Consider the following 15,804-nt stretch of genomic DNA (forward strand, 5'->3'; position numbering starts at 1 on the left):
AATTGGTGCCAACAGAGCGAACGGTACTCACTGTTGACGAAGTCCAACAAATAGAAGCCTTGACCTTTTCTAAAGAGGAGTTTTATTTGGAATTGATTCGGGATATGTTTTTATTTTCGTGTTATACGGGGTTGCGCTTTGCCGATACAGCTCACTTGAAGTATGAGAATATTGATGCGACCAAGGAGGGCTTGGTCTTGAATATCATTGCTCAAAAAACCAATAAGCAACTTATCCTTCCCCTATACAAACTCTACGAACGAAAGCCTGAAGCCATCATTCAAAAATACAAAAAGCAGGTACTTTATCTTCGTGGTCCGGTCTTTCATCCTTACAGCAATCAATATTTTAACCGTACGCTCAAGGTTATTGCTCAACGTGCCCACTTGCAAAAGAAGGTAACCAGCCATGTCGCTCGACATACCTTTGCGACAAACTTGGCTTCTAAGGTACCGCTACATATTTTAAAGGCGATTTTGCAACATTCTAAAATTGAAACGACGATGATTTATTTGCACTTGTCGAATAAGTTGGTCAATGATGCTTTGGATAGCGTGGATTGGTAGGTTGTAAAAAAACAAGTTGCCCTGTTGTTGGGTGACTTGTTTTTTTTACGTTACTTCATTTGAAATGATTTTTAAGATTTTCCCATTTCGAGAATAAATATGACCATTCAGTCTTTAAATTAGTCATTGGGGAAGATTGATTTTCAAAATGGTCAATGATAAACTTTAACCTAGAATTGCTTTCTGGACTTATATTATCTATTTGATCAAATAAGAATTGGATAACATCATCTATACTTGGTCTATTCTGAGGATTTATGGAAAGCATTCTTTTGATAAAGTTTAAAATATCTACATCAATAGATACATTATTAGGCAACTTTATCTTACAATCATTATTAATCCATTTCTTCCAAAGTTTAGGTTTAGTCCATTTTAGTGTATTACCATTTTTAGGTACTGGCCAAAAGTCTCTAAGTGCAATGCCAACAGGGTGAAATCCATTTGTAATTAACTCATAAAAGATAACTCCCAAAGCAAAAACATCTGTTGATTGACTTAAATTTGTTTCTCGCCATTGTTCAGGAGCCATATATGGTCGTGCCCCCCCAAAATGAGAATCAATAGAAGCATTCGCTAGTCCAAAATCTGCAACAAGTGCAAAATCATATATATCTAGGTCAGGTAGACCAACAAACTCTTTTTTTACATTTCGAATGAAAATGTTTGCTGGTTTCAAATCTTGATGAGCAATCATTCCTTTTTTGTAACAATGTTTTAAGCCAATGGAAATATAAATAAGAAGTGAATATTTTGTTACTTGACTTGCTTTCTGTGATCTAATTAACTTTGCCAAATCATTTCCCCAATACCTAAAGGAAGCAATCGGAATGTTAGAGACGACATCAAAATCAAATGGCGAATGGACAAATTTGTTATCACAAAATGAAAGCTGAAGCTCTAATTCCTTAATAAAACGCTTTGTAATTTCTTTGTTAGGAACATCTTTCATTGGTTTAGGTACTTTAATACAAGTATAACGAGGATATAGATTTTCTGCTTTATCAAAAAGAAATATTTCTCCACACATTCCACTAGTATGAAAAGTACATTTTCCTCTGCCAAAAAAGCCTTGAAGTAGTTCCTCTTTTTTAGTATTATCTAACTCGTAGAAGTTATTTTTCTCCATTAAGCATATTAGTATTGAGTCTCTGTTTGCAGTGATTTTATTCTTGGATACGTACGTATCTTGATTATTATATGTTATTATTATAAACGATAGGATAGCAAATATTTAACTAAAACAATTTAAAAACAAGACTTTTTTAGAACTCTAGTACTTTAATATTTAAGGCTTTTGTTATTATTTGGCAATCCATTAAATGTATTTTTTAAACCATTGGGACAGAACAAGTAAATTTCTAATTTATTAAACTTGGTCTACCTTATTCATTCATCTTTCGATATATTTTTTTCATCATTAATTCTTTGATCAAATCTCCAAACATTTTGTCTTCTAAGATTTTTTCAAAAATCTCTTGATTTTGATCCATTCTAGCAATTAGTTTATTCATAAACATATCTTCAAAGGCATATTTGAACGTGTCTAATTGATTAGCTTTTGCCTGAGTTTGTAATTTTTCATCTTCTAGCAATTCTGCTTCTATTTGGTCGAAGAATAATTTATCAGCTTCTTCGAATTCTGTTCCAAAACGGTCATTTAAAATAGAAACGATTTCAGAAAGTAAAGCTTCTTCCTCTTTTGTTCTTTTTAATCCTGCTTCTGTCGTTCCATTCAATTCTCCTTCTTCTCCTTTTAAAAGGTCAATAGAACCTTCTTTTATTTTTTCTAAGCGATAATATTCCAAGGCTACTTCATCAGACAGTTGAAATACCTCTGATAAGTCTTTCTTTGGAAAGCGAGTTTGTAAAAGTTTAGCGTAAGCATAAAATTTTTCAAATTCAGCATCTACAAAAGGCATGATTTGCGCTAGAAAAGAATAAAGATTTGTCCAAGAACGAAGCGACTTTTTAAACTCGTCTTGCTTCTCTTTTGGATCTAGGTTGTTAAAACGCTCAACAGCTGGGTCTGTAAACGAGTATAAATATCTCTGATTTTTAGCCTGATTTAAATTTGTACCTGGATGAAAATAGACATTCGCAAAATCATCAATTTCCTCTTGCCAGTATACTTGAAAATCATCCAAGCGTGCTTTTAAATCATATAAATGATTGACGTCCGTTTCATCTGTTACGGTAGTTACCTCGTAATAAGGTTGGAAGGATTGAAAAATTGTTTCTCTATCATTAGCAAAATCTAAAACAAAGGTATCTTCTTTTCCTTTGCACATCCTATTTAATCTAGAAAGTGTTTGAACAGCTCTAACACCTGATAATTTTTTATCGACATACATAGTATGCAATAAAGGTTGGTCAAATCCTGTTTGATACTTATCAGCTACAATCAGAATTTTGTATTCTTCTGTATCAAACATTTGTGGTAATTTCTTTTCTCTAAATCCGTTTAATTCGGATTCTAAGACACCATCTGGTTTACTTATATCTTCAGGGTCTTTTAGTCTTCCTGAAAAAGCTACGATAACTTTTAATTCGTTTTGATAGCCTTTTGCTTTTATATATCTATTAAATTCTTCAAAATACCGCTTTGCATGAAGTCTTGAACCACAAACAAGCATTGCTTTGGCTAAGCCACCAATTTTTTTAGAAACGATGGTTTTAAAATGCTCAATTATTATTTCTGTCTTTTGAGCCAAATTATGTGGGTGCAAGGAGACATATTTACCAATAGCATTTGCCGCTTTCTTTTTATTGAGTTGTGGGTCCTCTTCAATAGCTTTGGTTAGCTTAAAATATAAATCGTAGGTAGTATAGTTTTTTAAAACATCCAATATAAAACCTTCTTCTATCGCTTGTCGCATAGAATATAAATGAAACGGTTTTGGTTTACCTTCATTGTCTTTAGCTCCAAAAACTTGCAATGTTTTATACTTTGGTGTAGCTGTAAAAGCAAAGAACGAAACATTGGTTTGTGGACCTCTGGCTTGTGCCGATTTTTCAATAAAACTATTCACTAAATCTTGTCCTAAAATACTTTCATCATCACTTCCCTCACCATAATTAGGATAAGGTTCTTCTACTGCATTTTCGTCTTCTTCTAGTACACCTAAAACCTCTTTCATTTTTTTACTAGCTTCACCACCTTGTGAGCTATGAGCCTCGTCGATAATAACCGCATAATTTCGATTTAGGATAGCTCCAACTTTATCAACGATATAAGGAAATTTTTGAAGTGTTGTAATGATAATATTCGTTCCATTAGCAATCGCATCCGCTAATTGGCTACTGTCTTTATCTATCTTTTGAACGACTCCTTGCTTATGTTCAAATTGATAAATGGTATTTTGTAATTGTTGATCCAATACTCGTCTATCTGTTACTACGATTACAGAATCGAAAATACGATTGTTGGCAACATTATGTAAACTGGTTAAGCGATAGGCTAACCAAGCAATAGAATTACTTTTGCCTGAACCTGCCGAATGTTGCACTAAATAGTTTTTACCTGCTCCATGTGTTAAAGCATCTTGTGTTATTTCTCTAACGGCATCTAATTGGTGGTAACGTGGAAAAATCATTTTTTCCTTTTTGTAGACCTTTCCGTTATTGATTACATCTTCTACTTGTAAATGAACAAAACGTTGGAATATTTCTAACCAGCTGTCTTTTTGTAGAATATAATTCCATAAATAAGCCGTGCGGTAATCTCCTTTTTTATCAATTGGGTTTCCTTTGCCGTGCTTATTTCCTTGATTAAAAGGCAGCCAGTAAGTTTTGGAACCGTCTAATCTTGTCGTCATATAGACCTCATCAGAATCGACTGAAAAATGAACTAAGGTTCTTTTCTTGAAAGAAAATAGAATTTCTTTTGGGTCTCTAGTGTCTTTATATTGCTTTTTTGCGTGGCCAACGTTTTGTCCTGTAAACTGGTTTTTAAGTTCTAAGGTAGCTAAAGGCAAACCATTTAATCCCAAAACAAGATCTACTGAATTTTTATTTCTTTTGCTGTAATAAATTTGACGATATACTTTTAAACTATTGGTTTCGTACATGGCTACAGCATCTGGATTTAAACCTGAAACTGGTTTAAAAAATGCCATTTGAAACCGAACACCATAATCTACAAATCCTTTGCGCAAGACATCCAAACAACCTCTTAAATCCAATTCTTTATACAAGCGTTGTAGGACTCGATTTTGAGTATCTGCTCCATGTATCGCAGAAATTTTCTCCCATTTTTTGGGTTGAGATCGTTGTAAAAAGGCTAGTATTTCGTCTTTAAAAAAGCCTAATTCTGTACTATATGTCTTAGAATCGCCAAGGGTGTAACCTCCGTTTTGTACTAACGCTTGTGTTATGGCAGTTTCAAAGGTATTTTCTGTTGTGATGCTCATTATATTACAGCTTTATTGATAATCTACTTTCCAAGTTTTAGTAGCTAAATCAGCTAAAATTTCTTGATAGGCATTAACACTCGCTAGTTTCCATTCTCCATAAATACCCGCTTTCTGAGTTAGAAGAATAGAACTGTCTAAATAAGCTCTTTGCTTTACGTTGAAAGGATCTCGTTTGAGTTCATCTCTATTTAATAAGACCATATTCCCTAATCTATCTGAAACATCTTGAACTCCTTCACCAAAAGTAGCTCTCCATTCCTCACTAGGATTGTATGGGCATATATGTTCTAGTGTTACATCTAAATAATTTACACTTCTGCCAAATTGACTTTTTTCTATTTCTGCTAATAAGAACCTGATTTTTTTTGCAAATCTTCGACTAGGCATTTTGTAAAAAGCAAAAGTATTTTTGAAGATATCATCTTTAGGATAAAGGTCTTTAAATTCATTATTATTTTTTATATGGCTAGCTCTCTCATAATTTCCTCGTGTGATTTTTTTTGCAATAATATTGTATTTTTTCTCTTGCTCACTAGAAGAGTAATTACAAATAATGTTATATCTAATAGACAACATATAAAGATATTTGGCAGTTTTTACAAACTCATCAGGAGTGAATTTGTTATAAGCTGCTAATAGAATAACATTGGGTTGTTTTATTCCAAATAACTTAAATGCTTCTAAGTAAGGTTTTGCACCTAAATAGGTATTATCTGTTGATACCCACCATTCATCATGTGGTTTTGACAAAGAGGTATAAAGAGAAGCATTAGTCGATAGTTTAGTTAGGTAAGTGGATGCTGCTTGAGGAGTTTGATATTTATTACGGATGCTTTTAAATAAATCTTTCTTAGCAACATAACTATACTCCGAATTATACAAATATCTTACAAAATCTGTAAAGTTCTTTTCTCCTAATTGAATGATGATTTCGCTCCATTTTTCATCTAACTCATCCAGTTCAGTCTCAGTAATAGTTTCTACTTGTGCAATGATAGAGAAAATGTAATTTTTTATCAAATCAGGGGTCGATAGCATGACACCTCGAGCATTTAGCGTTTCAAAAACTTTATAGGCGTTAATACCATCTAATACCGTTATTTTAGTAAAGAATAAAGCAGATGTAAAAGTTATAATATGTTCTGCTACTTCTACACCAGTAGATAATGTTATTTTAGATTTGAAGAACTCAAATGCCTTTCTTAATAAATCATTACTCTTTGATATACCTATGGGATTAGTAGGATTTAATGAATCGCAAATGTTTTTGAAATATCTCTTATTATTTCTATTCAATGTCAACCTACTGTCTACACTTAAAGTTACTAAGCTTTTTACCCCTATAAAGCTCGATTGCATTAACTCTAATCGCTCTTTATTATTGGAAACATCTTCGCCATTATCAATAAAGGATTGTAATTTATGAATATAGGCTAGTATCAATAATGTTAATGTTACAAGTCTTTGTTGACCATCTATTACTTCAAATTCATTAGAGACTTTTCGTTGTAATACAATGTAGCCCATATAATGAGCTCCTTCTCCCTCCAATTCTTGAATATCATTCCAAAGATCTTCCCATTGTTCTTGTTCCCATGAATAATCTCTTTGAAAACGAGGCACAATATATTTAGTATTATTGCTCATTAATTCAGAGAAGGTCTGATTACTAGGGTCTATATTCATTTGACGGCTCATATCTTAATCGATTACTTTTATTTTTCCTATTACCACTTCGCTAATTAGGGCTGTGCGGTACTCTGTTAATAGGTTGATATATTGTTTGGCCTTTTTTATTTTGGTGTTTATTCTTTGGCTTTCTTGCTCTATGTAGGCTACTATTGTAGTTTGTTCATTTTTGGGTGGAACTTGAATTTTAAATTGTCTTAATAAAAGCTGACTAATATTGGGTTGACCACCACCATAACTCATGTTTATTATTTCTTCTCGTGCACTTAATAATATATAAAAAGCAAACTTGTAAGTTAGTAGAATAGGTTCTGAAAAAACACAACAAGCTTGATTAACAGTTGTTGGTATTTTTAATATTCCGAGTTTACCAATTGTGGCACCATACATTGCAATTACAATAGAATTTATTGGATACTCTTTTAAACTTGAATAATCTTCAAGAGCTTTATCCGTAATTTTTTTTGTAGTTTTATATATTTCTCCTTCATTTAAGTCCCCCGTTAAAAGCCAATTGTGAACACCATTAAAGTAATATTCTTTATTACCCGATTTAGGAGTTGTTCCGCTTCCTATATTCTTAAAACACCAATTCAACTTCTTCACCTCCCAATGCACAGGAATATCCCCCAACCATTCAATACCACTATCTTTCAAAGCTACATCAGGATTTATCCCTTTAGTAACAGCTTGATTAATAATAGCCGTTTTTTCTTCTTCGTAGAGTTTTATTAATTGCTCTTTTTCTGCTATTAATTGGTCTAAATCTGCTGTTTTTCGATCTAGGTAGTTGGCTATGGCTATTTGTTCTTGAAGTGGGGGAACTTGAACTCGGAATTGTTTTAATACTTCTTGACTAATATTTGGCTGTCCGCCTCCATAACTTAAATTTATAATTTCTTGTCTAGCACTAAATAGAATGTAAAACAAAAATTTATAATTTAAATGTATTGGCTCTGAGAAAACACAGCAAGCTTGGTTTACAGTTGTTGGGATTTTTAGAATTCCTAATTTACCAATAGTAGCACCATACATTGCTATTACAATAGAGTTTACTGAAAATTCTTTCAGACTTGAGTAATCTTCAAGAGCTTTATCTGTAATTTTTTTTGTTGTTTCGTGTACTTCACCATCATTTAAATCACCTGTTAGCAACCAATTATATACACCATTAAAGTAGTATTCTTTATCACCTGATTTTGGAGTTGTACCACTTCCTATTGTTTTAAAGCACCAATTTAACTTCTTCACCTCCCAATGTTTAGGAATTTCACCAATCCACTCAATCCCACTATCCTTATATTTTTCGTACCTCTTCATTAGTCCAGTATAGTTTTTTGTTTTTCTAAAGAAGAACTTTCTAAAGCCTCAATATCAGCTCTGATCGCAGCTAAAGAGCGAAGCGGTTTAAACTCATAAAAGTATTTGGTAAAGTTAATTTCATAGCCTACTTTGGTTTTCTTTTCATCAATCCATGCTTCAGGTAAATGCGGTTTAACTTCTCTCTGAAAATATTCTTTTATCGTTTGTGCTTTTAAAGGACCATATTTCTCTTTTCTTAGGAAGGGTATGTTTTCATAATCTCTCAATTTGGGGTCAGCTTTTGGCTTGCCTTTTGTCTTTACCACCTTTCCATTTACATCTTTCAAGGGTTGCTCTACCGTAATCCGCCAATAGGCAAAATAGTCGTTGGGAAATATTTTGGAGAATTCGTTTTCTTTAAAATTGCCATATAGTTCACTGATAAAGCCAATACCCCTAGTGGTTCTATTTTCAAGGTCAAGAATTTCTTTGCGTTTGTTGCCCAAGCTTTTATCCATTTTTTTCCAAAAGCGGTTAAAGGCTATAGAGCCTTTTGCCATCAAAGCTTCTTCTTTTGCACCTGTAGCATTAATGAGTTGTATTTTTCCTTTGCGTTGCGCTGTTTTTTTATTGTTGATAATCCAAATATAAGTAGAGATGCCCGTATTGTAAAACAACTGATCTGGCAATCCAATAATCGCTTCTAGCCAATCATTTTCAATAATCCATTTACGTATTTCACTTTCACCGCTTCCCGCAGCGCCCGAAAATAAAGGCGACCCATTAAAAACAACCGCAATACGAGTTCCCGTAGGTTTCATTTTGGAAATCATATGTTGCAAAAACAAGAGCGACCCATCATTGATGCGAGGTAAACCAGCACCAAAACGCCCATTCATACCTTTCTTTTCATGCTCTGTTTTAATGATCTTTTGAGCCTTTTTCCAGTTCACACCAAAAGGAGGATTAGAAAGCATATAATCAAATTTTTCGTCCTCCAAACCATCAATAGTAAAACTATTTCCAAATTTTATATTCTTTGGGTTTTGTCCTTTGATCAACATATCTGATTTGCAAATGGCATAAGATTCAGGATTAATTTCTTGCCCAAAAACCTTTAGTTCTGCCTTTGGATTAAGCTCTTTTACATATTGTTCGCCAATCGAAAGCATTCCCCCCGTACCACAAGCAGGATCGTACAAGGTTTTAACAATCCCCTCTTTTGTCAGCATATCGCTATCGTCATTAAATAAGATATTCACCATTAGCTTAATCACCTCTCTAGGAGTAAAATGCTCTCCTGCGGTTTCATTCGATTGCTCTGCAAAACGCCTGATTAAATCTTCGAAAACATAGCCCATTTCCATGGATCCCATATCAATCAAGTCAATTTCTTGAAAGGCTTTTACCACACGATATAGAATATCCGCTTTGGGATCATCCATACGATCAATTTGATCATCAAAGTTAAAGTATTCAATAATTTCACGTGCCGAGGTAGAAAATCCATTGATATAGTTTCTAAGATTGGCGGCAACATTATTAGGGTCTGCTATTATTTTATTAAAGTCGAATTGACTTCGGTTGTGGAAATTGAAACCTGCAACAACATTTAGCACTTTGTCTTTTGCTATTTCGCCACTTGTTTCCACTTTTGGTAACGTGTCTAGTACTTTTTGTTTGTTGGGAGCCAACACACAATCTAATCGCCGAAGAACAGTCATTGGTAAAATGACCTTTCCATAGTCAGAACGTTTGTAATCACCACGTAATAAGTTGGCAACTTCCCATATTTTATCCGCTTTTTCTTTAAAGCTATTCATTCTATCTTATTATTATCATTACAATTAATAATTCAGCTATACTCACATTCAAAATGTTAGCTTTTTTTGCATAAACCTTCTAGATGTATATAACAAAAGAGCGTAAATGCTCTTTTGTTTTTATGCTTTCCAAGCAACGCAATAAGCTTCACTTGACTCTTGATGGTTTATTGCTTCATGTAGACCAATGTAGACAAATGTAGATGATTTTGCAAAGAAATCCTTCAAAAGTTGTACGAATCATTTCTTCTCCTCCGAGCTTCTAGATAGCAAGAATACCCCAGCTCCTCCGCCCAAAAGTGTATAGAGCCAAAAATTACTAGATTCTTTTTTACGATGATAATGATACGTTCCTGTTTTTCGATTCCAATGCCCACCGTGTCGATCTGTACGACCACTATGTGCCAAAGTATCGCCAATTCCAATACTAAAAATAACAACAACAATAATTACTTTCATAACTCTAGTCCTTTAACCTTCTAAGTGGAATAATTTTTACGGTATATTTTCCAATTTTAGGATTCTGCTTATGGGTATCCATTATCTTTAGATACTCCTTATTAATGTGCTCTATTGGCGAATATTTTGCTTTAAAAACAGTTGGGTATAAATAGGGATCTAAGTTATGATCTAACAGGCTAACTTCTCCCGTACTGTTATAACCATCCAAAGTAATCATTACTTCCATTTCTTCGTTTGTAATCTTATTTTGACTGGTAGTAATTGTTACAAGTGCCTTAAAAAAACAATTGGAATTGCGATCTTGTAAATCATGAGTATGGACGAAATTACTTAGCTCTTGCCCACTTATATATTCTTGTTCCATCATTTTATTTTTATAAAACAGCACCAAGTGGTATTCCACTTGGTGCTGTAACAATTCTAAAAATTCCAAGTCACATCAATAGTAACGGCAAAGGTAGCAGTACTTAAAGATAGAGTTGAAGGAAAACCACTACTATAGTTGTTGGGAATAAATCGGAAACCATCCATATAATCATCCGCATCAGGCGCATCGTTGTCCCATATAGCCAAAACATAATCACTATTGGGGCTAGTTAGACTAATTGGAAAACCTGTATTAAATGGCATTTGTGTTCCTGCTGCAACGTTATTATAAGTGTAACCAGATACAAAAGAGTTTTGATTGGCAGATGTTCCTGAATTGATTGTAAGAAAACAATCAGGTCCTGTAGTTAAATCCCATCCTGAGCCAGATGGTTTTGTGGCAGGATAATTAGTAACCGTTACACTCGTAATAGTCATAGAAACAGGCGTCAAAGCAGTACCACAATCTGAACCACCATAACCAGGAGGACAATCACAATTTCCATTAACACAAGTCCCCCCATTCAAACAAGTAATATTATGGCAAGGGTCGGCAATTTGACATTGTGCTCCACTAAACCCAGGAGGGCAATCACAAGTACCATTTTGGCAAACACCACCATTAAAACAACTAATATTTGCACAAGGATCAGGTGCAGTTACAGGGTCTTTTTGACAAGAACTAAAAACTGTTGCTACAAATAGCAAAGGCAATAGGGCTAAAAATAGGTTCTTCATTGTTTAATTTGTTTTGTAAAATTTGGTTATCAATAAATTATTATATCAGTTATAAAATTATTCTTATAAAAAACATATAAAAAAGCAAAAAAAGGCAAACAAAAAGTACCTTTCTCTACTCCATCAATGACGATCCCCAATAGAAGAATTACAAGTTTTGTGTAAAATCCTCAATGGTAGAGCATTGTAAATTTTTCGCCCCTCCACCATCATTTTATCTACAGGAAGGTTCTTTTTCTCTAAATCAGCCAGTCGTTTTGACCAAGCAGGATTGTGATGATCTATAGGAGGAGCTGTTCGATGTTCCTTTTTACTCTTGGAAATCCAAACCTCTTTCCCATTCTTATCTAAAACAATTTCTTTCTTACAATGTGGGCAAATCAATTTCCCACTATTCGCCTTTTTATTCGCTTTAATTAATTTTTCTCGCAATCCTTTGGTAAAACTAAACCGCAATAGTTTTCCTCTATATGTATAATCATAATCATCTCCATTGCGAGTACCATAAGACTGCCCCGAAGGATCCTTTCCCGATATTTCTTCCATCATTGAATCAATTTCATCGATACGGTCATCGTTAGGATTCTCATACAATAAATCATTGCCTTTCTCTTCTAATTCCTCTAATACCTTTTTAGCCAAATACGGGTTCGCTTTTAGGGCTTTTTTATTCCGCTTATGTTTTAGCTTGTGCTTTGGCTTTTTTATTGTTTTTGTAAGACCAGGACCTTTCATTTTTTCCTGGCGTTTCTGCTCTGCCTGGCTAAGTTCTTTCAAACCCTTAATAAGTTCTTTGGGCAACTTCTTTTCCTCTGCCTCTTTTATATAATCTTCTAAGCTTTTACTACTTTTCATAACACGATATATTTTAGATGGAGCAATGACTGTATTTCTTTATCTTCTAAGCAATAGGCTAATATCTATCTACAAATCTTAATCTAAATCTATTTTATACAATTCCTTAATAGATCCCTCTATAAAATATTTAAATTCAGAAGGATGGGTTTGATATTTAGCTTTTTTTAGAGTGACGTATTCTACACTATTTTCATTTACCTTGAAATCATTTAAATTAGCGAATAGCATTTTTTTTCTATTCGACAATAGATTAGTTCCCCAGAGCTCAATTGTCCAGCCTTTAGGAGTTATTTTAGCTTTTAATTGAGAATTTTTTGTTTCATAAGAATCTTTTAAATTATAAATAATTAGGTTCTTTAGTTGATCTTTCGATTTTAGCCTTCTGCTCGATTTTGTATATTTTTTCAAGTCTAAGACTTCTTCTAAAGTATTCATCTTTTGATGAACTTCTTTAAAATAAACTGTAAACAACTCTTGAATTTTTACAAATTCATCATAATAATTTGACATATATTCAATGACTTCATTATTCATAATTGAATCTTTTTTTAGATTATCTAACGTCTTTATGAAATCCGTAACAAAAGAAGCTTGAAAGTTATTTGAAGTAGTCAAATAAAGCCCCAGTTTTGCTGACAATGATCGGCAATATTTATGATAAAGAATAGGCTTAAAAAAAGATCTAGCTTTAAGTTTTATAGGATGAATTGACAATAGAACCCCTATGCATTTTTTATCAGGATAAGTTAGTTTCATATAATTCTCATAGTCATCTAGAGGATTATTTAGTGTATGAAATATCTTATTTTCTATAGCGATAACATATTCATCTAACTCAATGATTAAATCTATTCTTTTATTCTTTTTGGTTAAGACCTCTTTATAAACATTAATCGTATCAGAGTATATGTATTCCTTACTTAAATTTAATGAGCTAAAAAGGGCTTTAATAAACAAATCTTTAAGACCATGCTTTTCATTAAAGTCAAAATAGAATGCTAACAAATTACTTATCACATTTTCATAATGAGGAAACCCTGCAATTTCAAGTATGGAATAGCCTTGTACTTTCAACTCAGGTAAATTTGTTATTGCCTCCTTTATCTTTTTATCTAATTCAACCATTAAATAATTTTTATAAACAAAACATATATCTAGGTAATGCAAGATCAATAAATCAACCTTTCTCCAACTTATCCTTCAACAAAGCAATAATCTCCTCTTTATCCTTCAAACTTTGTTTCAGGTATTCAATTTCCTTTTTCAGGAAAGCAACTTCTTGAGCTGTTTCTCTTGTTTCCTTGTTCGTACTATTATACACGTGCTGAAGCATACCGTTTGTGTTGACGATGCTTTGTAAATTAGAATGTTCAAGTTTCAGCTCATTAGATTGGACAAACCAATGAACCTTGATGTAAACATTTTCTCCTATTAGTGTGGAAGATTCGGGGTTCTTGCTCGAAGCTTCTCTCATGGATTCTACTCTACTGTTCTCTCTCAAATTTAAAATCGTACCGTTTGATTAGTCAAATATTGGGGGTCGTAAGTATTTTTCTAATTCAAATTGTATTGGCTGCGAGTCATTTGCTATAAATTATAATAGGTTTAGTTTTAATAGAAAAATGAATTTTATAGTCAAAATTAATATGTAACTAGTCAAAAAAAAGGAACAATGTTCCCTTCTCTTTTTATCGTTTTAATAATCTGATAATTTCTTCTTTGTCTTCTAGTGATTGTCTTAAATGCTCATTCTCTCTTATTAAATGCTCTAACTTAACCTTTAAAACCTCTGATGTATTAGAAACACTAGTATTGTTTCCTGTATTACTCACTTGATTAATAGTGCCCTCTTTATTTGTAATACTCTGAATATTATTAGTATTGCTTTTAATAAGCATTTGACCTTGTCCATATAGAATCCAATCTGTGCTGATATTAGAATTATACTCTTTAATAGACTTAAGCATTTTAATAGACAGGTTACTCTTACCATTCAAATAGTTACTATAATTCTGAGGATAGGCATGACCTAATAACTCAGCAAACTCTTTTTTTTTAAACCTAAAAAAAAGACGCACTTCTTCAACTCTTTCTCTTTCAGTCATTTATTACAATATAAAGCACAAGAAAGTATTTCAACTTAATAAATGTTGAAAAAAAACTTGTTTTATTCGTTTAGAATACTTAGTTTTGTTTTGACAAAGGGAGCTAGTCAAGCAAACAAACTCCAGTTTTAACAAAAAACAATTAACAATAAATACCTAAACAAAAGTTATAAAATACAAAAAGTGATGTAGGGCATCTAAACTAAATTTAGCTACCCATGTCAACGTATGTAGACCAATGTAGACAAATATCCAAACATCACAAAAAAATGTAAATAGTTTTTCATGTTTCTTTTGAGGGAAAGGAGGGTGAAATGATTGGGCGTACTGTGTGGTATTGCGACCTTTTGAGGAAGAGGCAGCAACTAGAGAGCGATCTCTAGCGTCCAGCGCTAAGTATAGGTCAAGTTGAGTGTTTCTAAACAAGGAAAGCTTGTGGACAAGCTGCGAGCTTCCTTTTTTTATCACTTTCAAAGCCTATCAAAATAATAATATAGTTCACTATTCTAGTGCCTTATTGGAAGGCGGCTTTACGTCCCGAGGTCAAGGGGTTCGATTCCCCTTGCTAGAGCTAAAAATCCAATTTATTTTATCAGAAGTAGTGTGTGCCGTTCCCAATTCGGTATGGGCGAAGCCATGTCAAAATTTAAGTCTATGGAAATAAACATCAACCACGAAGAGCAAACATTTTACCAATATGTGTTAAATACGATGTCTGTGGCAGACTTTAACACTTTACCGAGCCAATTAGAGGCAAGTGCCCGCATGACCACCATGCGCTTGCAAAAACCTAGTAAAATGAAACTGTCAATGATTCAAAAACTGGAAAAAGTATTGGGAGTGCCGATCAAGGAACTGGTGGACCAATACGAAATCGGTTTTGATGTTTTGACGGTTCGAGAATACAAACAATTAATTCAAGCGGACTAAAAAAAGGTGTATGAATGGACAACAAGAAAAGCAGTTAACCGAAGCAGAGTACCAACGTATTATAGCACAACAGAGAGCAACGATTGAGCTATTGGAACAAGAGATAGAGAACGGAAAAATATTTGAACAGAATTTTGTCAACACAGAGAAAGCAGCGATTCTTTTGTGTGTCAAACCAAGAACAATTCGAAAGTACAATTATGAAGGCAAACTAACAGGCAGAAAACATAAGAAGGAAAGCCGCCTGTTTTTCGCCCTTAAAGAGGTCTTAGCCTATCGAAAAAAGGTCTTTCAACATTGGGCTTCTTTTGATTAAATCAATTATTGAAATTTAGAAAAATAACATCCTATGCTAGTAACCTTTAGAAAAATAAGATCGAACAAACACGAGTTCAGAGCACAAGATAAGGACAAGGTATATCAAGGAAGTTTAGACGCTTCTCCTTCTGATCGAGGCTCTACCTTGATCAGTATAACATCATACCCTTCCTTAGACAAAGAAAAAGCAGGAGAAGTGATGAGCAAATTCGTGGAGTATAAACGACAAATG

16 protein-coding genes are annotated in these 15,804 nt (G+C 33.3%); 4 read left to right on the forward strand and 12 right to left on the reverse strand.

From position 1 onward, the window contains the following. The coding region (locus CG11_RS25205) for a site-specific integrase (RefSeq protein ID WP_197043938.1) at positions 1–566 on the forward strand (566 nt) is incomplete at its 5' end. Positions 567–621: 55 nt separating this feature from the next. On the opposite strand, the gene CG11_RS25210 is transcribed toward CG11_RS25205, so the two are convergent. The 12 genes from CG11_RS25210 to CG11_RS25265 all read right to left on the reverse strand — a co-directional run bounded on the left by CG11_RS25210 (position 622) and on the right by CG11_RS25265 (position 14,324). Beyond that, on the reverse strand, positions 622–1,695 hold the full coding sequence (locus CG11_RS25210; protein ID WP_052599740.1) for a protein kinase: 1,074 nt from the start codon (positions 1,693–1,695) through the stop codon (positions 622–624). Between the two features lie 256 nt (positions 1,696–1,951). After that, entirely contained in the window at positions 1,952–4,978 is a 3,027-nt protein-coding gene (locus CG11_RS25215; protein WP_052599741.1) for a type I restriction endonuclease subunit R, read from the reverse strand. A gap of 12 nt (positions 4,979–4,990) precedes the next feature. Then, complete coding sequence (locus CG11_RS25220; protein WP_052599742.1) at positions 4,991–6,679, reverse strand: DUF262 domain-containing protein; 1,689 nt, start codon at positions 6,677–6,679, stop codon at positions 4,991–4,993. A gap of 3 nt (positions 6,680–6,682) precedes the next feature. After that, complete coding sequence (locus CG11_RS25225; RefSeq protein WP_052599743.1) at positions 6,683–7,990, reverse strand: restriction endonuclease subunit S; 1,308 nt, start codon at positions 7,988–7,990, stop codon at positions 6,683–6,685. After that, a complete protein-coding gene (locus CG11_RS25230) occupies positions 7,990–9,795 on the reverse strand; it encodes a class I SAM-dependent DNA methyltransferase (RefSeq protein WP_052599744.1) in 1,806 nt (601 codons plus the stop codon). The genes CG11_RS25225 and CG11_RS25230 overlap by 1 nt, the downstream gene beginning before the upstream one ends. Before the next feature lie 240 nt (positions 9,796–10,035). Then, entirely contained in the window at positions 10,036–10,254 is a 219-nt protein-coding gene (locus CG11_RS25235; RefSeq protein WP_052599745.1) for a YHYH domain-containing protein, read from the reverse strand. 4 nt (positions 10,255–10,258) lie between these two features. Beyond that, complete coding sequence (locus tag CG11_RS25240) at positions 10,259–10,624, reverse strand: hypothetical protein (protein WP_197043940.1); 366 nt, start codon at positions 10,622–10,624, stop codon at positions 10,259–10,261. A gap of 53 nt (positions 10,625–10,677) precedes the next feature. Next, on the reverse strand, positions 10,678–11,361 hold the full coding sequence (locus CG11_RS25245; RefSeq protein WP_052599747.1) for a calcium-binding EGF-like domain-containing protein: 684 nt from the start codon (positions 11,359–11,361) through the stop codon (positions 10,678–10,680). Positions 11,362–11,484: 123 nt separating this feature from the next. After that, on the reverse strand, positions 11,485–12,216 hold the full coding sequence (locus tag CG11_RS25250; RefSeq protein WP_052599748.1) for a hypothetical protein: 732 nt from the start codon (positions 12,214–12,216) through the stop codon (positions 11,485–11,487). Positions 12,217–12,294: 78 nt separating this feature from the next. Then, on the reverse strand, positions 12,295–13,344 hold the full coding sequence (locus tag CG11_RS25255) for a PD-(D/E)XK nuclease family protein (protein WP_052599749.1): 1,050 nt from the start codon (positions 13,342–13,344) through the stop codon (positions 12,295–12,297). Between the two features lie 52 nt (positions 13,345–13,396). Beyond that, positions 13,397–13,693: a hypothetical protein gene (locus CG11_RS25260; RefSeq protein ID WP_052599750.1), complete on the reverse strand. Its 297-nt coding sequence runs from the start codon at positions 13,691–13,693 to the stop codon at positions 13,397–13,399. 214 nt (positions 13,694–13,907) lie between these two features. Then, positions 13,908–14,324, reverse strand: a complete 417-nt coding sequence (locus CG11_RS25265; protein ID WP_052599751.1) for a helix-turn-helix transcriptional regulator — start codon at positions 14,322–14,324, stop codon at positions 13,908–13,910. 654 nt (positions 14,325–14,978) lie between these two features. Between CG11_RS25265 and CG11_RS25275 the strand changes: the two genes are divergently transcribed. The 3 genes from CG11_RS25275 to CG11_RS25285 all read left to right on the forward strand — a co-directional run. After that, entirely contained in the window at positions 14,979–15,254 is a 276-nt protein-coding gene (locus CG11_RS25275; protein WP_156039898.1) for a hypothetical protein, read from the forward strand. Between the two features lie 10 nt (positions 15,255–15,264). Beyond that, a complete protein-coding gene (locus CG11_RS25280; protein WP_052599754.1) occupies positions 15,265–15,570 on the forward strand; it encodes a hypothetical protein in 306 nt (101 codons plus the stop codon). Between the two features lie 33 nt (positions 15,571–15,603). Beyond that, positions 15,604–15,804 (forward strand): hypothetical protein (locus CG11_RS25285; RefSeq protein WP_156039899.1); only part of this gene is annotated, 201 nt, incomplete at its 3' end.

The sequence above is a fragment of the Aureispira sp. CCB-QB1 genome (assembly GCF_000724545.1).
Taxonomy (GTDB): Bacteria; Bacteroidota; Bacteroidia; order Chitinophagales; family Saprospiraceae; genus Aureispira.